This window comes from Rheinheimera sp. WS51, from assembly GCF_050936095.1.
Classification (GTDB): Bacteria; Pseudomonadota; Gammaproteobacteria; order Enterobacterales; family Alteromonadaceae; genus Alishewanella.
Map to the genome: position 1 here is coordinate 110,841 of NZ_JBOTRC010000007.1, position 21,339 is coordinate 132,179.

At 41.1% G+C, this 21,339-nt stretch carries 20 protein-coding genes and 1 pseudogene; 9 read left to right on the top strand and 12 right to left on the bottom strand.

Annotation, left to right across the window (positions count from 1 at the left end; all coding sequences use genetic code 11):
• Window positions 1-4: 4 nt before the first annotated feature.
• Complete coding sequence (locus ACRCA4_RS10030) at window positions 5-1,141, top strand: GNAT family N-acetyltransferase (protein ID WP_433187723.1); 1,137 nt, start codon at window positions 5-7, stop codon at window positions 1,139-1,141.
• On the opposite strand, the gene ACRCA4_RS10035 is transcribed toward ACRCA4_RS10030, so the two are convergent.
• From ACRCA4_RS10035 to yghU, 3 genes are all read right to left on the bottom strand, one after another.
• Window positions 1,121-1,741 carry a DUF938 domain-containing protein gene (locus ACRCA4_RS10035; RefSeq protein ID WP_433187726.1) on the bottom strand — a complete coding sequence of 207 codons (621 nt, stop codon included), beginning with the start codon at window positions 1,739-1,741 and terminating at the stop codon, window positions 1,121-1,123. The genes ACRCA4_RS10030 and ACRCA4_RS10035 overlap by 21 nt on opposite strands.
• Before the next feature lie 35 nt (window positions 1,742-1,776).
• A complete protein-coding gene (locus ACRCA4_RS10040; RefSeq protein WP_433187729.1) occupies window positions 1,777-2,157 on the bottom strand; it encodes a glutathione S-transferase N-terminal domain-containing protein in 381 nt (126 codons plus the stop codon).
• An 87-nt stretch (window positions 2,158-2,244) separates the two neighbouring features.
• Window positions 2,245-3,087 (bottom strand): glutathione-dependent disulfide-bond oxidoreductase, encoded by an 843-nt coding sequence (gene yghU, locus ACRCA4_RS10045; protein WP_433187732.1) that lies wholly within the window; start codon window positions 3,085-3,087, stop codon window positions 2,245-2,247.
• A 303-nt stretch (window positions 3,088-3,390) separates the two neighbouring features.
• Here yghU and ACRCA4_RS10050 point away from each other — a divergent pair, with 303 nt between their 5' ends.
• The 4 genes from ACRCA4_RS10050 to ACRCA4_RS10065 all read left to right on the top strand — a co-directional run bounded on the left by ACRCA4_RS10050 (window position 3,391) and on the right by ACRCA4_RS10065 (window position 9,603).
• Complete coding sequence (locus tag ACRCA4_RS10050; protein ID WP_433187735.1) at window positions 3,391-4,467, top strand: efflux RND transporter periplasmic adaptor subunit; 1,077 nt, start codon at window positions 3,391-3,393, stop codon at window positions 4,465-4,467.
• Complete coding sequence (locus ACRCA4_RS10055) at window positions 4,464-7,556, top strand: efflux RND transporter permease subunit (protein ID WP_433187738.1); 3,093 nt, start codon at window positions 4,464-4,466, stop codon at window positions 7,554-7,556. Before ACRCA4_RS10050 ends, ACRCA4_RS10055 begins: the two co-directional genes overlap by 4 nt.
• Before the next feature lie 232 nt (window positions 7,557-7,788).
• Window positions 7,789-8,103, top strand: a complete 315-nt coding sequence (locus ACRCA4_RS10060) for a DUF6172 family protein (protein WP_433187741.1) — start codon at window positions 7,789-7,791, stop codon at window positions 8,101-8,103.
• 174 nt (window positions 8,104-8,277) lie between these two features.
• Entirely contained in the window at window positions 8,278-9,603 is a 1,326-nt protein-coding gene (locus ACRCA4_RS10065) for a DEAD/DEAH box helicase (RefSeq protein ID WP_433187744.1), read from the top strand.
• A 256-nt stretch (window positions 9,604-9,859) separates the two neighbouring features.
• On the opposite strand, the gene ACRCA4_RS10070 is transcribed toward ACRCA4_RS10065, so the two are convergent.
• On the bottom strand, window positions 9,860-10,372 hold the full coding sequence (locus ACRCA4_RS10070; protein WP_433187823.1) for a CarD family transcriptional regulator: 513 nt from the start codon (window positions 10,370-10,372) through the stop codon (window positions 9,860-9,862).
• Between the two features lie 225 nt (window positions 10,373-10,597).
• Window positions 10,598-12,640, bottom strand: a complete 2,043-nt coding sequence (locus ACRCA4_RS10075) for a TonB-dependent receptor plug domain-containing protein (RefSeq protein WP_433187747.1) — start codon at window positions 12,638-12,640, stop codon at window positions 10,598-10,600.
• Between the two features lie 142 nt (window positions 12,641-12,782).
• Here ACRCA4_RS10075 and ACRCA4_RS10080 point away from each other — a divergent pair, with 142 nt between their 5' ends.
• From ACRCA4_RS10080 to ACRCA4_RS10095, 4 genes are all read left to right on the top strand, one after another.
• Window positions 12,783-13,205 (top strand): Cd(II)/Pb(II)-responsive transcriptional regulator, encoded by a 423-nt coding sequence (locus tag ACRCA4_RS10080; RefSeq protein ID WP_433187751.1) that lies wholly within the window; start codon window positions 12,783-12,785, stop codon window positions 13,203-13,205.
• Between the two features lie 17 nt (window positions 13,206-13,222).
• Window positions 13,223-13,693, top strand: coding sequence for a CreA family protein (locus ACRCA4_RS10085; protein WP_433187753.1), 471 nt, complete (start codon window positions 13,223-13,225; stop codon window positions 13,691-13,693).
• A 71-nt stretch (window positions 13,694-13,764) separates the two neighbouring features.
• Window positions 13,765-13,890, top strand: a complete 126-nt coding sequence (locus ACRCA4_RS10090; RefSeq protein ID WP_433187756.1) for an SRPBCC family protein — start codon at window positions 13,765-13,767, stop codon at window positions 13,888-13,890.
• Window positions 13,891-13,944: 54 nt separating this feature from the next.
• A complete protein-coding gene (locus tag ACRCA4_RS10095) occupies window positions 13,945-14,241 on the top strand; it encodes a hypothetical protein (protein ID WP_433187759.1) in 297 nt (98 codons plus the stop codon).
• A 241-nt stretch (window positions 14,242-14,482) separates the two neighbouring features.
• On the opposite strand, the gene ACRCA4_RS10100 is transcribed toward ACRCA4_RS10095, so the two are convergent.
• From ACRCA4_RS10100 to cmk, 7 genes and pseudogenes are all read right to left on the bottom strand, one after another.
• Entirely contained in the window at window positions 14,483-16,219 is a 1,737-nt protein-coding gene (locus ACRCA4_RS10100) for a potassium/proton antiporter (RefSeq protein WP_433187761.1), read from the bottom strand.
• Between the two features lie 57 nt (window positions 16,220-16,276).
• On the bottom strand, window positions 16,277-16,984 hold the full coding sequence (pyrF, locus tag ACRCA4_RS10105; RefSeq protein WP_433187764.1) for an orotidine-5'-phosphate decarboxylase: 708 nt from the start codon (window positions 16,982-16,984) through the stop codon (window positions 16,277-16,279).
• Window positions 16,985-17,003: 19 nt separating this feature from the next.
• Window positions 17,004-18,140, bottom strand: coding sequence for an N-acetylglucosaminyl transferase (locus tag ACRCA4_RS10110; RefSeq protein ID WP_433187767.1), 1,137 nt, complete (start codon window positions 18,138-18,140; stop codon window positions 17,004-17,006).
• Between the two features lie 4 nt (window positions 18,141-18,144).
• On the bottom strand, window positions 18,145-18,387 hold the full coding sequence (locus tag ACRCA4_RS10115; RefSeq protein ID WP_433187770.1) for a DUF1049 domain-containing protein: 243 nt from the start codon (window positions 18,385-18,387) through the stop codon (window positions 18,145-18,147).
• 44 nt (window positions 18,388-18,431) lie between these two features.
• A pseudogene (ihfB, locus tag ACRCA4_RS10120) lies at window positions 18,432-18,731 on the bottom strand (integration host factor subunit beta); the annotation flags it as partial.
• Window positions 18,732-18,780: 49 nt separating this feature from the next.
• Entirely contained in the window at window positions 18,781-20,460 is a 1,680-nt protein-coding gene (gene rpsA / locus ACRCA4_RS10125) for a 30S ribosomal protein S1 (RefSeq protein ID WP_433187773.1), read from the bottom strand.
• A gap of 104 nt (window positions 20,461-20,564) precedes the next feature.
• Window positions 20,565-21,260, bottom strand: a complete 696-nt coding sequence (cmk, locus tag ACRCA4_RS10130; protein ID WP_433187776.1) for a (d)CMP kinase — start codon at window positions 21,258-21,260, stop codon at window positions 20,565-20,567.
• Between the last annotated feature and the right edge of the window lie 79 nt (window positions 21,261-21,339).

Genomic DNA, 21,339 nt, shown 5'->3' on the forward strand with positions numbered 1-21,339 from the left:
TTAGATGCAGCTTGAAATTATCTCTAGTATGGCCCAGCTTGATGCTAGGGATTGGAATAATTTATTTAATAGTGACTATCCATTTTGCCAATATGAGTTTTTACACGCATTAGAGCAGGGCGCGAGTATTGGTGAAAACTCCGGTTGGTTAGTGCAGCATTTAGTACTGCGACACGATCAACAGCTTATAGCTATTATGCCGGCATATATTAAGTTACATTCTTATGGCGAGTATTTGTTTGATTGGCAATTTGCTAAGGCCTATCACCATTCAGGATTTGAATTTTATCCAAAACTGGTCAATGCCATTCCATTTACACCAGCCCAAGGGCCACGTTTTGCGGTAGCCTCTAATTATGATAAAGCGTCGGTGTTAGCAATCTTAACTCAAGGTATTGAGCAGTTATCAGAGCAATTTGGCTTTAGTCAGTTCCAAGCTTTATATCCAGAGCCAGCTGAGCAGAAACTTTACCGTCAGCTAGGTTATCAAGAGCGACTCGATGTGCAGTTTCAATGGCATAATAAAAATTACACAGATTTTGACCACTTTTTACAGCATTTAACTGCAAGAAAACGCAAACAAATTAAACAAGAGCGAGCTAAAGTCGCCAAGCAAAATATTAGTATTAACACCTTAACCAATGAACAGCTAACCCCACAGATTTGGCAGCTATTTTATCAGTTTTATAGTGCAACCTATCAAAAACGCTCGGGCCACCAAGGTTATTTAAGCCAAGCAACCTTTATTGGCTGGGGGCAAACGATGGCCGACAAAATAGTGCTGTTTGTTGCCGAATACGAGGGTGAAATAGTCGCGGCGTCATTGTGCTTTAAAGATAATAGCCATTTATACGGCCGTTATTGGGGGGCTAAGGCTGAGTTTGACCGACTGCATTTTGAATGTTGTTATTATGCGGGTATTGAATACTGTATTGAGCGTCAGTTACAGGTGTTTGATGCCGGTGCTCAAGGTGAGCATAAAATTCAACGCGGTTTTGAACCGGTAATACGATCAGGCTTTTATCAGTTTCAACCTAATGCGCTAACCCCGGCAATCACTAACTACATAGCGCAAGAGCGGGCTGCAGTGACTGATTATTACCAACAAGTTAAGCAAAAACTACCTTTTAAAGTGCAATAGCCGGTTATTTGCTGGCATAGCATAATCTTGCTCTAACGTAAAACCTAGCTGTTGCGCCAAAGCGATAACTTGTTCAATATCGCGGATCCCCATTAATGGATCGCGCTGTTTTAAATATTGATCAAAATTAACATTACTGTCGCTGGTAAACTGCCCCTGATAATTAAAAGGGCCATAGATACACAATTGGGCTTTCTTGTGACAAAACTCATCTAGGCGTTGAAAAAAACGCTGTACCACCGGCCACGACATAATATGTAAGGTATTAGCGCTAAAAACGGCGTCAACTTTTTCAACTGTAAAGGCTGAGCTTGTAACATCAAGCTCAATTGGACTTAGCAAATTCGATAAATTTGCATGGTTAATACGGGCTGCTAAATCTGGTAAATAAGCAGCTTGATCACTGCTTTGCCATATTAGCGGCTCTTGATCCGCATTGCGCTTAGTCGCAAAGTGTTGGCCAAAAAATACGGCATGTTGTCCGGTTCCACCGCCAACTTCTAATACGCGTCGACTGTGCTGCAAAATAGGGGCTAACACATCTAAAATAGGTGCTTTGTTATTCTCGCAGGCTTGGGAAAATGCAAACTGTTCAGACATTGTTAGCCCTATTAATTTTAGTTAAGAAGATAAGCTTAATTATTGGCAAAACGCTGCTGTAAATAAGCAATTATATCATTTGATTCATATAACCACTGTACATCACCGTTATTATCGCTGATCCGTAAGCAGGGCACTTTTACTCGGCCGCCCCCTCCTGCTAATGCTTGGCGATGCGTTTGGTTATTCTGGGCATCACATTTTTTGATATTCAGGCTTAATCTTGCCATTTCTTTACGCACCTTGATGCAAAATGGACAAGCTTTAAATTCATATAAGGCAAGTTGTTGGCAGTCAGCATCTACTTTAGCTTGGCTCGCTAGATCGCGTTCAATGCCCTTAGGTGTGGTTAACTTTTCTGATAACAGCATAAAAGGGGTTAGAATAAGTCGAATAAATTTAAAGACAAAACGCATAGTTGTTATTACCTAATACATATAAAAACGGCGCTTATTCTAGCACAGATGCTTAGCCAAAAGCGCCGGTTAACGCTCAGTTAGCTATTACAAATTAAAGGGTAAAAAGTCATCGGCACTATGGCGCTCTGTTAATTGCGGGCCATCACCAAAGCTTCTATTGACAATATAACCTCGTTTCACCGCTGGACGGGCGTCTAGTTGTTTAGCCCAACGCAGCACATGGCTATATTTTTGTACCTCTAAAAATTCAGCCGCATCATATAAACGGCCTAAGACTAAACCACCATACCAAGGCCAGATAGCCATATCAGCAATACTGTATTGATCACCGGCAATAAATTCGTTATTTGCCAGTTGTTTATCTAATACATCTAGCTGACGCTTAGTTTCCATTGCATAGCGATCAATAGGGTATTCAAATTTTTCAGGGGCGTAAGCATAAAAGTGGCCAAAACCACCACCAACAAAAGGCGCGCTGCCCATTTGCCAGAATAACCAATTCATGACTTGAGTACGCTTAAGACCAGAACTAGGTAAAAAAGCATTAAATTTTTCAGCTAAATAAACTAGGATTGAACCAGATTCAAACACGGGTGTTGGCTGCTCAGTGCTATGGTCCATTAAAGCGGGGATCTTGCTATTAGGGTTAATGTCTACAAAGCCGCTGCCAAATTGATCCCCTTGTGAGATATCAATTAACCAAGCATCATATTCTGCGTTATGGCCTGCGGCTAACAACTCTTCAAGCATAATGGTTACTTTTATGCCATTAGGAGTAGCTAAAGAATAAAGCTGTAAAGGATGTTTGCCTATTGGTACGGCAACCTCTTTCGTTGCGCCAGAGACTGGGCGATTTGTACTTGCAAACTTGCCTCCGTTTTGTTTATCCCAAGTCCAAACTTTAGGTGGCGTATATATGTGCGACATAAATGCTCCTTAGCTATTTGCTATGTTGCCATAGTGCGTTAAGTATTGGTTATTAATTTAACTATGTGGACAGCTTAGACGATAAACAAGTTTAAATAAGCTACAAGGCCAAATAGTTAGGTTAAATAGTCACTTGATAGGCAATTATCCCATTTTGCCTCGGCTTTACCGTAAATTTACAGTTGCTGATGATGAATTAGGGAAAAAAATCCGTATAGTTAGCCAGATAATTGACGTATTTAAAAATGTAGCAATGCGTTTTTAAGATCCAATCAAAAAATCTCATCGTTTAAAGGACATAAAATGCTATTGAAACGCCATGCAGTCTGGCTTTTATTTATGCTTTCAATTGGAACGCTAACTTCAGTCGGCACAGCACAAGCTCAAGAGTCTCGAGCTGGACGCGCAGCTCAGGTTATTACGGCCCCTATTAAATTTGAACAAAAAATCAATAAAGTAGAAGCGGTAGGAACAGCTGAAGCTATTCATTCAGTTGTTGTTTATCCTGCTGTTGCCGATAAAGTCACTGCGGTACATTTTGTTCCCGGCCAACAGGTGATGACTAATGATATTTTAGTCGAGTTAGATTCGCGGCGGCAAAAAGTTGCTTTAGATAGGGTGACTATTCAATTAGCCGATGCAGAGCGTACGGTAACGCGTTTGCAAGAAAGCCGTAATAAAGGCGCTATAGCGCAAAGCGAGCTGGATGATGCTATTACTGCGCGTGACTTATTAAAAGTGCAGCTAGTAGAAGTAAAAACGGAACTAGACGATAGAACGGTAAGAGCCCCTTTTTCCGGTGTAGTAGGCTTAACCGATGTTCAGCGAGGCGACAGAATTAATGTGCAAACCGCAATTACGACTATTGATGATCGTAAGCAGCTGTTAATTAATTTTAATGCACCAGAAACGGCCTTAGCCATATTACAAGGTAATGCCAGTGTGAAATTAGAGCCTTGGCAAGGTCAAGCCAAAACCATAGATGCGCAAATTGTGGAAGTTGACTCACGTATTAATCTGGCTAACCGAAGTTTTCGGGTACGGGCTTTGTTAGATAATGCAGACGACTTATATCGCCCAGGTATGAGTTTTCGAGTGACTATGCAACTGGCCCAAGAGCAGTATGCTGTTATTCCTGAAGCGGCATTAATGTGGGGCGCAACTAGCGCTTATGTTTGGTTAGCCGAAGATGGCAAAGCCAAACAAGTTGATGTACAAATTCAGCAACGTTTAAGTGGTCGTTTATTAGTTTCTGGCGCGTTAGCACCTAATGATCAACTGATTGTTGAAGGGGTGCAAACCTTGCGCCAAGGCCAAAACGTTAAAGCAGCTAATGCTATTAAAAACACTAAAAATGATGCGCAGGAAGCGACGTTATGAGCCAGCCATTACCACAAAGCGATTTACCCTCGTTATCGATTCGCCGTCCAGTATTAATTGTTGTTTTAAATCTATTAATTATTATTGCTGGCCTAGCGGCTTTTAATGCCATTGAGGTACGTGAATTACCTGATGTTGACCGACCTATTGTCTCTGTAACCGCTTCTTATCCAGGTGGTTCACCTGAAACTGTTGATACTGAAGTAACAAGCAAATTAGAAGGCGCTGTTGCTCGTGTCAGTGGTGTGAAATCGATTAATGCCTCAAGTGAAGAGGGCAGAGCCCGTGTTAGAGTAGAGTTTCGCCCGGGTATTAATTTAGAAGATGCCGCGAATGAAGTACGAGAATCAGTAAGCCGAATTCAGCGCGAGCTTCCTAATACTGTAGAGCGCTTGGCTATAATTAAAGCCGATAATGATGCGCAGTCGGTAGTTAGTTTAGCTGTGTCGAGTGACACGCTCGATTTAGAAACGCTAACTGAACGAGTTGAAACCGATTTAGCACCGCTATTCTTAAGTATTCCAGGTGTCGCTGATGTACGTTTAAATGGTGATAGAGAGCGCGTGCTGCGGGTGTTGCTTGATCCGCTTCGCTTAACAAGCTTTAATTTATCCGTTACCGATGTCGCCGCCGCGCTGCGCCAAGCGCCCTTTGATGTGCCTGCAGGTAGCATGAAATCAACCGATCAAATGCTGATTGTTCGCGCTGATGCAACTTCAGTTAGCGCCGAGCAAGTGTCGGATATTGTTATTAAAGGTGATACTCGGGTTGGCGATGTCGCTACGGTGTATTTTGGCCCTGCAGATGCGCAAAGTTTAGTTCGTTTAGATGGCAAACCTGTTATTGGTTTAGGGGTGATCCGTCAAGCTCGGTCAAATACTATTGAAATATCAGATGAAGTTTTAGCCTTAGTTAAACGCCTAGAAAGCCGTTTTCCTGAACTACAGATGCAAGTGACTTCAGATGATGCTGAATTTATTCGCGGCTCTGTCGATGAGGTAATGACCTCTTTGCTATTAACCATTATTTTGGTTGTGGCAACATTATGGTTATTTATTGGCTCAGGCCGAGCTACGATAGTACCGGCTTTATCTATTCCCGTGTCATTAATAGGGGCTTTAGCCGCTATTTGGTTAATGGGCTTTTCAATTAATATACTTACGCTATTGGCTTTAGTGCTTGCAACCGGCCTAATTGTAGATGATGCCATCGTCGTAACAGAAAACATTCAACGTCGCCGTAGCATGGGCTTAGGCGCTCGTGCTGCTGCGGTTATTGGCACCCGTGAAGTGTTCTTTGCTGTTGTTGCAACAACGGCCGTGTTAGTGGCTGTATTTGTGCCGATTGCCTTTTTACCTTCAACCGCAGGGCGTTTGTTCCGTGAATTCGGTGGTGTGTTAGCAATAGCTGTTATTATCTCTTCCTTTGTCGCGTTATCACTTGTGCCGGCGCTCACGGCACGCTTACCCATTAAAGCCAATAAAGAAACTCGAACCTCTCGCCTTGGAAAGATAATTTTAGGCTGGTACGAGCGCAGCTTGCATGTTGCGTTAGATAAAGCTTGGTTGGTGTTTATTGCCAGTTTAATTGCAGCTATAGCAGCCATTAGTTTATATAACCTTTTAGACAATGAGCTAATGCCCAGTGAAGATCGTGGCACTATTCGGGTTTTTGCTCGCGGTCCAGACGGCGTAGGCTTAAACTTTATGGATCGCCAAGCGGATAAAATGGAAGATATCTTACTGCCTTATGTTAATGGTGGCGATATTGACTCAATTTATACTGTGGTTGGCCAATGGGATCCTAATTTAACCTTTATTACTGTGCCATTAAAACACTGGGACGAACGCTCGCGTACGCAGCAGCAAATTATCGATGAAATCCGTGGTCCACTCGGTGCGATCCCCGGCGCACCAGCCAGAGCGTTTGGCTCTAACAGCCTTAATTTACGGGGTCAAGGCGGTGGCTTAGAGTTGGCGTTAACTGGCCAAAGTTATGCTGATATTTTTGCAGCGGCGCAACGTTTCTCGAAAATTATTCAACAAGAGTTACCAGAATTAGGTATGCCAAGGATCTCTTATCAACCTACACAACCTCAGCTTAGGGTGAATATAGACCGACGCAGAGCACAAGAATTAGCCGTGCCGTTGTCTGATATTGCCAGCACGTTGCGAGTGGCAATTAATGGTGATGATGTTGCTGATTTAAACGTGGGCGATCAGGCTATACCTATTATTTTACAAGCCCAAAGCCAGCAAATTAAAGATCCTACCGATTTAGCGAATCTGTATGTTGGTTCAAGTAATGGCAATCTAGTGCCTTTATCAAGCCTGGCTTATATTTCTGAAGAGGGGGTTGCAGCTGAGCTAGAGCGCCAAGCTCAGCGCCGTGCAATTCAAATGGAAATGCAATTAGCCGATGATATTCCTTTGCAAGAAGTCGTGGAAAAACTGCGCAGCTTAGGTGAGCAGCATTTACCTAGCAATATCGGCTTAATATTTTTAGGTGAAGCCTTAACCTTTGAAGAAACCGCTCGTGAAGTAACGCTAACCTATGTATTAGCCTTTGTTATCGTGCTACTGGTATTAGCAGCGCAATTTGAAAGTGTTAATAGCGCTGTAGTCGTAATGGCAACAGTGCCTTTTGGCATAGCAGCGGCCTTATTTGCCCTGTTTTTAACCGGGACTTCTATTAATATTTACTCGCAAATAGGCTTAGTGATGTTAATAGGCTTACTGGCTAAAAATGCTATCTTACTGGTAGAGTTTGCCGATCAATTGCGTGACCAAGGTTATAGCGTACGCAAAGCAGTAGAGCAGGCGGCCAGTATCCGGTTAAGACCTATAACAATGACGCTATTATCAACCTTGTTAGGCTCATTACCGCTTATATTATCAAGTGGGGCGGGTGCTGAAGCAAGAAATGCCATCGGTTGGGTTGTCTTTGGTGGCTTAGGTATAGCTGTGGTGTTTACACTTTACTTAACCCCGGTTCTGTATTTAGCTTTAGCTAGGTTTACTAAACCTCGTGCTGATGAAACTAAACGCTTACAAAATGAGCTGGATTATGCCGAGCAATTAGAGTCGTAATAACGCAGGCTTTAATTTCTACATAAAAAAGCAGCGAGTTATCGCTGCTTTTTTGTTATAAGGGCAAAAATCAAATACACAAAGGCTGTTTTTATTAGTGAGATAAAATTGAACTAACAAGTTTTGTTAAAAAATAACCGAATTAAGCAGTTAAATCTGACTCATCCATGTAGAATAGCCAACTATGAGTTTTAACTCGCTTTACTCTTTATGTCCACCTGTAGGAACCTCAATGAAAAAGACATTCGCTTTAACCCATCCTAAGCATAAGCCAGCCCGTTGGGTAGAAGCCATTAAACATGAAATAAAAAAATACCTAAATAGAGAGCGCCGTAAACCTTTACCCGCGGGCAAAGACTATTGGACTTTCGACTGTCGTTTTGGTGCCTCTGAAGAAGAAGCAAAGGTTATTTTTACATCTGAAATTAAACAGCATATAGATGCTGCCTTCAAAAATAACTTACCGCAATTTTATGTAGAAATACTAGCAAGAGCCTGCAACCATAAACCTCGTACAGAGCCGGTTGACCTTAACGATGCTGACTAAGTCACTTCTGCTATAGTAGACTAGGAACTTAGAAGGATTAACGCCTTTTAAGTTTACACTAGATCACAAACGAGTAAAATTTACGTCTAGATAAACATTTGTCTTATCTAGCACTAAAATTAATGTATATACTGCCCACTTTAAAGACTGTAGCTATTCTACAGAGGAACTCTTATGCAATTTTCATCTTTAGATTTAGCCCCAGACTTGCAACGTGCAATCGTTGAGTGTGGCTACAATGAAATGACCCCAGTGCAAGAACAAGCCATTGTGCCTGCACGGCGGGGTAAAGACTTACAAGTTACCGCCCAAACAGGAACGGGTAAAACTGCTGCTTTTGCTATCCCCATTTTACAACGTATGCTTGATAAGCCTAAAGCGACTGTTGCCAGCCGTCCACGGGCATTAATACTTACACCAACTCGCGAGTTAGCTGAACAATTAGCTGATGCAATTTCTGCTTATGCCCAGTTTCTAGCAATAAGCGTTACCGCATTATACGGCGGTGTAAAAATGGGCGGCCAAGCCAGTAAACTAAAAGCCGGTGTTGATATTGTTATTAGTACACCAGGTCGTTTATTAGAGCATATGGCACTGGCAAACGTGATTTTAAGCGATGTTGAGTTTGTTGTGTTAGATGAAGCTGATCGTATGTTAGATATGGGCTTTATTAGCGATGTAATGAAGCTAATGCAGATGACAGCGACGCCACGACAAACCTTATTATTTTCAGCAACAACCTCACCGGCAGTTAATGAGTTGTCGCATAAGATCTTAAAAAATCATCAGCAAATTCGGGTTACTAGAGTAAATAGTATTGCAGAAACGGTAAACCATGTGGTTTATCCGGTAGAAGAAAGCCGAAAAATTGAACTGTTCGAGCAGTTATTAACTGAACAAAATTGGTTTCAAGTATTGGTATTTACCAGTACTAAAGAACAAGCCGATCGTTTATTAGCTGGTTTGCAAATGAGTAAAATTGACGCTGCTGTTTGCCATGGCGATAAGAGCCAAGGTGCAAGACGTCGTGCTATTGCTGACTTTAAGTCGGCTAAGTTACAGGTATTAATTGCAACAGAAGTTGCCGCTCGTGGCTTAGATATTCAAGGGCTTGACCATGTTATAAACTTTAATCTGCCTTATTTGCCTGAAGACTATGTCCATCGTATAGGCCGTACTGGCCGTGCGGGTGCGGCAGGCCATGCAATATCTTTTGTTAGCCGTGAAGAAGAGCAAACACTAGAGCGGATCCAAAAGTTAATTGGCAGCGAAATTAAACGCATTGTTAAACCGGGCTTTGAAGTAAGCAATAGGGGATCACTGTTAAAAAGTATTTCTAGAAAGGTGTTGTCGGGTAGGTCAAATAAAGCTACTGAAACCGTAATTGATTTAACCAAGCCGGTTAAAACACAAAGCAAAGTTAAAGCGCGTAATACGAAATCAAATATTGTTAAACCTGCAGCTAAAAAAACAGCAGTTAAAGCTAAGCGCAGAAAATAACACCTAGCCTATAATGTTGCTTTATCAAGAGCGCTAAAAGTTATCGCCAATAGCCTTTAGCGCTTTGTCTTCCTTAAGCATCAAACACTATAGAGCCTATGCCTAGCGGCTTAAATAGTCGCTAATTTGCATACAGTGTTTATTTATATGTTTCAGTATTAACTTGAATAAAGCGGGATAAGCAACTTTACTATCAAGTACTTAGCTATGGCACTTGTTAGATAAGTTGTAAGTTTATAGGTTTCTTAAAAGGTTATTAGGCCGTTGCTGCCTGCAATGAAGTCGCTTTATCTATTAGTTGGCGCACTCTATCTTGAGTTTTACCTAAAGCATCTGCTAGTTCTTCACATAGAAATTCAATGCCAAGATTTAAATGTTTACGATCGGTTGAGCTCAAAGGGGTTTGCTGTTGTAGCACACTTAACTCCTTTACTACTTCAGCGTAGCCAAAAGGATCACCTTTATCTAGCGCGGCTTGGTTTGCTGTTGCCCGCACTTTCCACTTCTCACTGACTTTGCCTTTCCAGCTTGTTAAGTGATCAATAATTTTTCTGGCTTCTTTCGCACTGATAATGTTACGAATTGTGCTTGGCATATCATTAGCAGGAATCTGCCAAGTGAGTCCGTTGCGTGCAAAATAGAGTTTAATAAATTTCGCTTTTGTTTCACCAACAAAGCTTTTTTTATTAATAGATTTAACGATGCCAATACCATAACCTGGATGATAAATACGATCGCCTTGATTAATATTGATAATACTCTCCTTAATGTTAGAAAATACCTTTCAATTGAAAAAATAAATATAATCAGTATGTTACAGTGATTTTGACCAAAGATCAAATTTACTTGATTTCAGATCAAAAAAAAGGTAAAAGCAGGCAAGGTAAACTAAAAGGCTCTATTCGCTGGCAAGTTTTACCGATTCGCTAATAGAGCCTATACAAAATTGCGGCTTAATGGCTTTTAACCGCCAAAGCGAACTCTAACTCCTGCGTTAACAATAAAACCATCGTTTCGAGACACAAATATCTGTGGTCCACTGGCCACTTGGTGCTTGGCTTGGCAGTATCATCGGCTGTTTATCGGTTTGTTTAACATCAAGCAGATTTTCAAAGTTAATAAACCAGCTAAAATTGCCAACGCTTATTTCACCTAGTAAGCCAAGATGCCAGTAAGGTTTAGAGTAATTGGCAAAAGGGTTATCATTTAAGCGCTGCACACCTGTGTAATAAGCTTCAAAACCAGCTCTAAAATTACCATGTTGTTCCCACATGGCAACAAAGCCAGCAGAGTGCTTAGGTGTTAAGGCAATTTCCCGCCGCTCGGTTGCAGAAAAAGCCAGCTCGGTTGCATCAAGATAAAGATAGCTAGCCGTTAACTTTATATCTTGCCAGTAGTAACGCAGCAAAAACTCTGAGCCGCGTATTTTACTTTCTCCTGCTGTATTAACTAATCTTACGCTATCATCAATGCCATTATTGGCTGATGAAAAAGCTTCAAGGCCCGTTACGTTATCAATGTTAGCACCGAACAAGGTTAAACTGGTTTCGGTATTATCGTAAGTATAAGTAAAATCGAGTGAAGCAGTCTGTGCTGACTCTTCAACAATATTTTCCATTACGGCTAATCGAGAAAGCCCTGCAGCTTCAATTTCTTCAACAAAGGGCGTAGGGGCATAGTAGCCTTGGCCATAAGAGGCTCTGATAGTTAAGTCGCCAGGGCGATAAAGTAGCGATACTCTGGGGCTAAATTGCGTTCCATATTCGCTATGTTCTTCTAAACGGGCACTAGCCGATGCGGTAATGTCATGGCTAAAACTATAATCTAGCTGGGTAAATAGCCCCGGAGTCGTGTAGGAATAATCAAACTGAGAAAAGGTATTTGAATTAAATTTTTCAGCCTGTAATGCAGCACCCACTACCCAGTCTGTTTTATCTGTGTAGCCAGCTAAACTAGACTCAAGTAAATAACTTTCATGTTGATCATCCTCAAGCACTAAGCCATAACGGTGATCGTGCTGTTGGCGCATAGCTGAAGCGCGACTGTTTAACGTTAATTGTTCAAACACCGGCATAGTAAAGACTAAGCCAGCATCTAAACGCTCTGAATCTTGAGTTTGGCTATACGGGTTGCCATCTGTAACTGTGCTTCCTGGCATAGTGCCGCCAATGCGACGTTCAGACATCATGCCAACTGTGCTATACAGTGTTTGGCCAGCATCGCCTTGCCAATATAGCCTAGGCCGCAGGGTATAACGCTCGTAACCGGGCAAGTCAATCCAACCATCATCATCCACATCGACCATAGCCTGATGATGGGCACCGGCTGTTATAGAGCCTTGCATTGAAGTTGTTAGCGGTGCTTCTATATAAGTTGTTAAATCTTGGCCATCTTGGCTAGTGAGATTAACTAAGGCTTCGCCTTTGAAAGTATCACCGGGTCTTCTTGATACTAAATTAATCACGCCGCCCAGCGCCGAACCACCATAAAGAGACGAAGCCGAGCCTTTAATAATTTCAACTCTACCTAAATCAGTAGGGGGAATTTGCAATAAACCAATAGAGCCTGCCGAGTTGCCATAAAGCGGTAAGCCATCTGCTAATAACTGGGTATAGCGACCAAATAAACCTTGCATTCGTATATTGGCACTGCCCAAAGCTGGAGAGGTTGTTTGCACCCGAACCCCGCCAGTTTCAGCTACTAGCATAGAAATATTGCCCGGGCGCATAGCGGCTTTTTCTTCAATTTCTTCGCGATTGATTAACTCTACTCTTATCGGTTGCTCATCGGCAATACGGCCTGAGCGCGTTGCTTGAACAATAATGGTTTCCACTTCTTCATCGTGGTGATCATGCTCGTCTTTATGTTCATCTTCATGCTCTGAACGCACGCTATCAGCATGATGATGCGGCTGCTCATTCTTATGCGTATCAAGCTCACTTGAAACAAAACTAGCAGCTCCCAAGCCTAACGCTTGAGAGCTTGTAACAACGGCAAAAGACAGAATTAAAGGAGGAAGCGGTAAACGTTTTAACATTAGTTAGCCTTATTTTGCAAAATACGCTGAATAAATGGGTGAAGCAGTTATAAATAACAAATACCTATAGCTTATATAACTAGCTATAAAAGCTTCACAAAATGTGCCAAACTATAAAGCTTACAGTTGCTGGAAGGTCAAGATGAAAATTAGTGAACTTGCTCAGGCATCTAAAGTGCCGGCCAAAACCATACGCTACTATGAAAGTATTGGTTTATTAGCTTCAGCTTCACGTGCTGAAAATGGCTATCGCTGTTACAACCCACACGATGTTGCTACTTTAGTGTTTATTCGTCGTTGTCGTGAGCTGAATATACCCATTGATGTGATAAAGCAGTTAGTTGATGTGCAACATAATCCTGATGCTTCCTGTGCTACCGTCGATAATCTTATTGCAGAGCAACTAGCCAAGGTTAGACAAACGCAAATAGAGCTTCGTCAGTTAGAGCAAACTTTAGCCAACTTAGTTAGTTCTTGTCGAAGCGAGATAATTCAAGACTGCTATATTTTACAAAGCTTAAAGTCTGCTGAGAAAACCGAATCTATGGTGTCAGCAGTAAAATAATTAACTGAGGAAGAATTATGATGCGGTCAATAAAATATGTTTTTGTACTATCAATACTGAGCTTAGCTGGCTGTAATAACAATGAAGTAGGGGACGTATCGCTAGGCATTTTTACCACTAAAGATATTAAGCTAGATGCCTTTACTGATCCTGTAGTCACAGGCGTTACTTGTCATGTATCAAGTATTGAAGCTAATTTAAACTTGTCTGACCCTTCTGACAGCTCGATATCCTGCCGACAAACCGGCCTTATAACCCGTACCATGTTAGAGCAAATAGATACAAGCAAAAACGGTGAGGTGCTGTTTACTAAATCTAAAAGTATTTTCTTTAAAAGCATGAAGATAAGACGCATTTTAGATACAGAAAACCAAACATTAATGTATTTAGCCTACTCAACTAAAGAAACCTCCGGCAGCTTTAAGCACAGCTTATCAACCGTGCCGCTATGGGGTACTGATGCTTATAATGCAGTGAAAAGCAAATAAGCCTAATAATGTTAACGGGAAAGTATAATTAAGGCCCAGTTTTATTAACTGGGCTATAAGGACAGATAATTATGGCTTTTTTAACATCGCAATCAATTCAAATCGCTGCCGCGCCTGAAGCGATATGGCAAGTAGTAACAGACATTAGTAATGCAGCTAAAGTAATCACTGGCATTAAAGCTATTAAGGTTATTTAGCCAGCAGCAGACACGACAATTGTCGGTTTAAAATGGCAAGGAACCCGTGAGTTTATGGGCCGTGAAGCCGTTGAAGTTATGTGGATAACAGATGCTCAAGCGCCATTATTCTACGAGACACGAGCAGAAAACCATGGTGCTATTTATATTTCAAGAATGGAAATTTCACCAAGTGATTTTGGCTGTAATTTAACAATGAAGTTTAAAGCACAACCGGAAACGCTCACAGCAAAATTACTATGGCTATTAACAGGCTGGATGGCAAAGAAATCACTTACTAAAGTTATCGCTAAAGACTTATCCGATATTAAAGCTGCAGTAGAAAAAAATATGCCTGATGAAAGCTGTTAGCAGAAACGGTTGATTACCTTAAGCTTTAAATAAGATTAAAAAAATAGTGCACAAATATAGAGTAGATATTGAACTGCATCTGATAAGAAGGAGAATAGATAAATGGTGATATATAAAATAATAATCAATTTAACATAATATACATTATGGGCTATCTTGTTTATCTGGATAAGTATTTAGTTAGCTACTTTATAAACGCCTAGCTTCTTGTTTTTAGCTTTGCCGTTTAGCCGTTAAATAATTATCCTTGTGCTGGCTCTGTTACAGATTTAATGCCTACTTGGGTGGCTTCGCCATGGTTATTTACTTCACGTACTGTTAGCAGTAATTGATCTAGTTTTAATTGATCACCAATTACTACGCGACGGTGAAAACGTTCGCCAATATACGCAGCTAAGCTCTGACTACGATCTAAGTTAGCAAATTGAATGGTATAGAAGGCATCTAAGTCACCTAGGCTGATATTACCGTTTAATATAAAGTCACCAAAGAAATCGCTGTGTTTTGTCACAGATAATTCAGCGTCTTTAGCTAAGACATCACTGACTGTATCAACATACTGTATCTGAGTTAAAACCATTATGGTATCTAGATCAGTAAACTTAGGCTGCTTTTCAGCTAAGATCCATTCACCATTGCGAATTACCCCTATAAACTGTACTGGGCATTTAAATTGTAAATCATGCCATTGGCCGTTTATTAAAGGTGATGAATGGTTAACGTTATAAGCAAGCACTTCGAGGACCTCATTACTTGAAACACCGTCTAAGGGCATGATTTGGTCAGGCACTACTTTAGGAGGGACTTCTAACTTTAGCCATTTAGCAACTGGCACTATGCTCCAACCTTGTAAGACTAAAGATACAATCACCACAACAAAGGCGACATTAAAATATAAATCTTCATTGGGAATACCTGCAAGCCATGGAAACAACGCCAAAATAATAGGTACCGCACCGCGAAGCCCAACCCAGCTTATAAATAGCTGATCTTTAGGTGGGAAACGAAAAGGTATTAGACTGATTAAAACCGCTAGAGGTCTGGCGATAAAAATTAACACGCCAGCGAGCAGTAAAGCGGGAACTAAGTAATGCATTAAATTACTGGGTACAACTAATAAGCCTAACATCAAAAACATGCTAATTTGGCTGATCCAAGCTAAGCCGTCATGAATACGTAAAATATTGATAATTTGCGGCAGCTTAGCATTACCAACGATATAACCCATTAAATAAACAGCTAAAAAGCCACTGCCACCTAATAAGTTAGTTGCAGCGTACATAAGAACGCAGCTAGCAACCGCCAGTAAAGGAATAAAGGCAAAGTTTAGCGGCAGTTTGCGGCATAAAATAACAAAAATGCGCCCTGCCAAAAACCCCATGGCAATACCGACTAAAGCTTGAACTAAAAATACGCTAATTAATGTCCAGTCTAGGTTAGCTTGTTCCGACAGTACACCAACTAAGGTTAAGGTTAGCATTACCGCCATAGGATCATTACTGCCCGACTCGATTTCTAGTGTAGAAGCTACCCTATCCTTTATTTTTACGCCTTGCGATTGAAATATTGAAAAAACCGCAGCTGCATCTGTCGAGCTTAAAATGGCGCCTAGCAATAAGCCTTGCAGTAAGCTTAAATCAAATAACCAAGAAGCGGCATAGCCGACAATACCACAGGTGATAACCACGCCAACTGTCGCCAACATAGAAGCCGGCGCTAATGCAACTCGAAAGCGATCAGGATGAGTGCGCATACCTCCGTCAAATAAAATAATGACCAAAGCGATAGAGCCAATAAGAAAAGCAACTTGTGGATTACCAAATTGAACACCACCTAGCCCTTGCTCACCTGCTAACATGCCGACAATAAGGAAAATTAATAGTAATGGCGCACCTAAACGTGCCGAGATAAGTGTCGCGATAATGCTGGTTACAAAAAGAATTCCACCAATTAATATTGCGAGGTTAATTCCATCCAACAGAACCTCCTTATTAATAATCCTGTAGGCTGACAATGAAACCAGCCTATATAGTATTTACTTCGCCAATTTTAATTCATCAACAATAGAATTTAGTGCATTAAGCGGATTATCGGCTTTAGTAATAGGCCGGCCAATAACCATATAATCAACACCTGCTGTTAATGCTTGCGATGGCGTCATTATACGCTTTTGATCATCAACGCTGCTCGTTACAGGCCTAATCCCAGGCGTGACTAAATTGAATGACTTACCCAAGAGTTGCTTTAATTGCACAGCCTCATGTGCTGAGCAGACAACGCCATCTAAACCAGATTGTTGGGTTAGTTTAGCTAAGCGCATAACTTGCTCGGCAATGCTGACATTAAAACCAAGTTCGGCTAAATCACTTTGCTCCATGCTGGTAAGTATAGTTACAGCAATTAAAAGAGGCTTATCATTACCAAAACGCGTTAAAGCTTCCCGTGCTGCCATCATCATTTTACTGCCACCACTAGCGTGGACATTAACCATCCAAACACCTAGATCCGCAGCTGCGGTAACGGCTTTAGCAACCGTATTTGGGATATCATGAAATTTTAAGTCTAAGAAAATATCAAACTTACGAGACTGTAATTCGGTGATAAATTCAGGACCAAAATGAGTGAACATTTCTTTGCCTACTTTTAACCGGCATAAGCTAGGATCAAGTTGGCTAACTAAGTTAAGCGCATCGGATTTCTTTTCAAAGTCTAAAGCGACTACAATAGGTGTCTGACAAGACATGGTAATTTTGTATCCTTATTTAACGCCCATCAATACCACTGATGGGTTCAACGGTTTCCCACTGTTGGCAAGATGGGCATAACCAATATTGATTACGGGTTTTAAATCCACAGTTACGACAACTAAATAACACTTTTTTATCTAGATAAGCCTGCACTAAACCTTCAATTGATGATAATGATTCAGCTGCAAGTGCGGATTGCTGTTGACGTAATTGTAATAATTTTTGAAACAGTCTAATACTCGGTTGTTGTTGTACTTGATCGAGCAGTAATTGCTCTGCCGCTATAGCCGACCCGTGTTCTGCCAGCCAATCACTTAATAGTGCTATGGCGGTTATATTATGTTTTTTATTAGCAAGATTACTGAGTAATTGATACCACTCTTCTTTTTCAAATTGGCACTGTAATAATAGTGGTAAAAGTTCAGCACTCCACTGTGGCTTTTGCTGGATTATATGTAATAAAGCCGATTTAGCCGTATTGAAATCATTATTTTTTAACGCTAATAAACCTAACTCATATTTAGCGCGAATTGACTTTGGATAACGCTCAGCTAAAGCGGTTAATTTATTAATTGAGATTAATTGGTTTACTTTATCTGCTTCAATTAGCATATTAGCCATGCCTACTTGCAACACATTTGAACCGGTATCATTAACCGCTTGGCTATAAAGTTGCGCTTTTTCCCATTCTTGGGTGGCGATAAAAATGCTAAATAGCTGCTTTAATGCCGGCTCGGCAAATTTTTTCGATTTAACTAACGTGACTAATAAATTTTCAGCGCGATCATATAAACCTGCTGAATAGTAATCTTTTGCTAATTCATACTGAATTTGTTGCGCTTGAGGTTTAGGGAGCTTTAAGTGATGTAGTTTTTCATGAATGCGGATTGCTTTGTCCCAATCGCCTTTGCGTCGGAACAGTGTGGCTAATGCTAAATAAGTTTCAATAGTTGCAGCTTCGATATCCAGCAATTCTAATAATTGCTCAATCGCTTTATCTTCTTGATCAGTTAATAAAAAATTCAAGCCAGACGATAAATTGCGGGTAATGCTGGCTCTACCCTTTAATTCTTTGTGTTTAGTGCTATTTCTTCCCATAAACCAGCCATAAGCAGCGGCTACCGGTAATAATAAAAACAGCAGTTCTAACATAAAATCAATCGTTATCCGACGACTTACTTAGCCAGCCTTTTGCTTTACGCTGCAAACTAAACAACATAGCGATAACTAAACCAAGCACTGTGCCTAATAACAAAAAAATCAACGCAATATCGACAACACGAAGCGGTAAACTAACAATAAGCAGATTGAGCTCAGTTAGTTGCTGATTTATAGAGCCAAACATCACTCCAAAAACTATGATGGCAATAATAAATAAAATAAACAGTATTTTGCGCAAGTTAAGCTCCGTTTACGCCTAATAACTAACTTAAACAGTTGGAATTAGGTATTATCTTTAACTCTATCGCGTAGCTCTTTGCCTGGCTTAAAGTGAGGTACGTATTTACCGTCTAGTTCTACTTTATCACCGGTTTTAGGATTACGACCAACGCGTGGAGCACGATAGTGTAAAGAGAAACTACCAAAGCCACGAATTTCTATGCGTTCGTTACTTGATAATGATTGTGCCATTTGTTCAAGAATTTCTTTAACTGAAGCTTCAACATCTTTGACCTGAACATGGGGGAAATCAGTAGCTAATTTTTCAATTAATTCAGACTTGGTCATAGACCCTCCGGCAAACCTGCGATTAGATAAAGCAGGAGGCTTAAGCCCCCTGCTTTGCTAGCAATTAATCCTGCTTTTGTGCAGCTTTAAATGCTTCTGCCATAGCGTTACCACCAAAATCAGCTTCTTCTTGCTTCTTATTGATAGTTTCCATAGCTTCTTTTTCTTCAACTTCGAACTTAGCTTTGATTGACAGGCTGATTACGCGGTTTTTGCGATCAACGCCCATTAAACGAGCTTCAACTTCTTCGCCTACTTTAAGTACAGTAGATGCATCTTCAATACGCTCACGCGCGATATCAGATACACGGATATAACCTTCTACAGCACCTTCTAAAGCAACAGTAGCACCTTTAGCGTCAACGGCAGTTACTTCACCTTTAACGATAGCACCTTTTTTGTTGTCGGCAAGGTAATCGTTGAACGGATCTTCATCCAGTTGCTTGATACCTAAAGAAATGCGCTCACGCTCTGGGTCAACTTGTAATACAACAGCGTGTACTTCGTCGCCTTTCTTGAATTCACGAACGGCTTCTTCACCAGTTGCGTTCCAAGAAATATCAGATAAGTGTACTAAGCCATCGATACCGCCGTCTAAGCCAATGAAGATACCAAAGTCAGTGATTGACTTGATCTTACCGCTAACACGATCGTTTTTGTTGAAGCCCTTAGCAAATTCTTCCCAAGGATTAGCTTTACACTGTTTAAGACCTAAAGAAATACGACGACGTTCTTCGTCAATTTCTAGAACCATCACTTCCACAGAATCACCTAAGTTAACAACTTTAGATGGGTGGATGTTTTTGTTAGTCCAGTCCATTTCTGAAACGTGTACTAAGCCTTCAACGCCTTCTTCGATTTCAACGAAACAACCGTAATCAGTTAGGTTAGTTACGCGACCAGTGATGCGAGCACCTTCTGGGTAACGAGAAGCGATAGCAGCCCATGGATCTTCACCCATTTGCTTAAGACCTAGAGAAACACGTTGCTTCTCGCGATCGAATTTTAATACTTTAACTGGGATTTCATCACCCACGTTAACAATTTCGCTTGGGTGCTTAACGCGCTTCCATGCCATATCAGTGATATGTAGTAAGCCGTCTACGCCACCTAAGTCTACGAAAGCACCGTAGTCAGTTAAGTTCTTAACGATACCCTTAACTTCCATGCCTTCTTCCAGAGTTTCTAACAACTGATCACGTTCATGGCTGCTTTCTGATTCGATAACAGCACGGCGTGAAACAACAACGTTGTTACGCTTCTGGTCTAACTTAATGACTTTGAACTCAAGATCTTTGTTCTCTAGGTGCAATGTATCACGTACTGGACGTACGTCTACTAATGAACCAGGTAAGAATGCACGAATACCGTCAACTTCAACTGTGAAACCACCTTTAACTTTACCAGTGATTACACCAACTACGGTTTCTTTTTCTTCACAAGCTTTTTCTAAACGTACCCATGCTTCATGGCGTTTAGCTTTTTCGCGAGATAATAAGGTTTCACCGAAACCATCTTCAATCGCGTCAAGTGCTACATCAATGATGTCGCCTACGCTTACTTCGATTTCACCGTTTGCCGCTTTGAACTGGTCTACAGGAATAGCCGCTTCAGACTTAAGGCCAGCATCGACCATAACTACGTCTTTTAATATAGCTACGACAGTACCTTTAACGATAGAGCCAGGACGGGTTTCGATTGTGTTGAGGCTTTCCTCAAACATTTGTGCAAAATTTTCAGTCATATTCACTTTTTCAGTTAAGTGCGCCACAGAACTTCATGTTCGTATGGGGTTGCTAAATTTACCTGTTAAATCCTTTTAGCAGGCTGCCCAAAATGTGGTTTTAGTTAAAACTCGGCTAATGCGGGTAGTTTTATACCTGCATAATCCAACACCTCTACCAACACTTGTTCAATAGATTTATCAGTGGAATCCAAGATGTAAGCATCTGCAGCGGGTTTAAGCGGCGCAGTAGCACGATTCATATCGCGCGCATCTCTTGCTTGAATTTCACTCAAAAGGTCGCTGATATTAACATCATGACCCTTGGCTTTCAACTCTAAATATCTGCGATTGGCACGCTCTTCAGGGGCTGCCGTTAAAAATATTTTAACGATTGCTTTAGGAAACACCACAGTCCCCATATCACGACCATCGGCAACTAGCCCAGGTTCTTCTGCAAAAGCACGTTGACGTCGTAATAATGCTTCTCTTACTCTGGGTAGTGAGGCGATAGTTGATGCAACCATACCTACTTGTTCTGTGCGAATAGTATTGGTTACATTTTCGCCTTCAAGGATGATACGCACATTGCCTTGTTCGTCACTAGTGAACTGAACATCAAGATGCGCAGCTAATGGCTGTAAAGCTTCTTCATCGTCATATGCAATATTGTGATGCATCGCAGCAAGCGCGAGTACGCGATAAATGGCGCCGCTGTCTAATAATTTCCAACCTAAGCGTTGAGCTAATAAACGGCATATAGTGCCTTTGCCTGATCCGCCAGGGCCATCAATGGTAATTACAGCTGCATTATGTGGCATCCTACCCCCTATACCTTTTATGCTTTTGTGTACTGCTACATTTAAAATCGCGGCATTATACAGTTTTTTTACTTTGAGT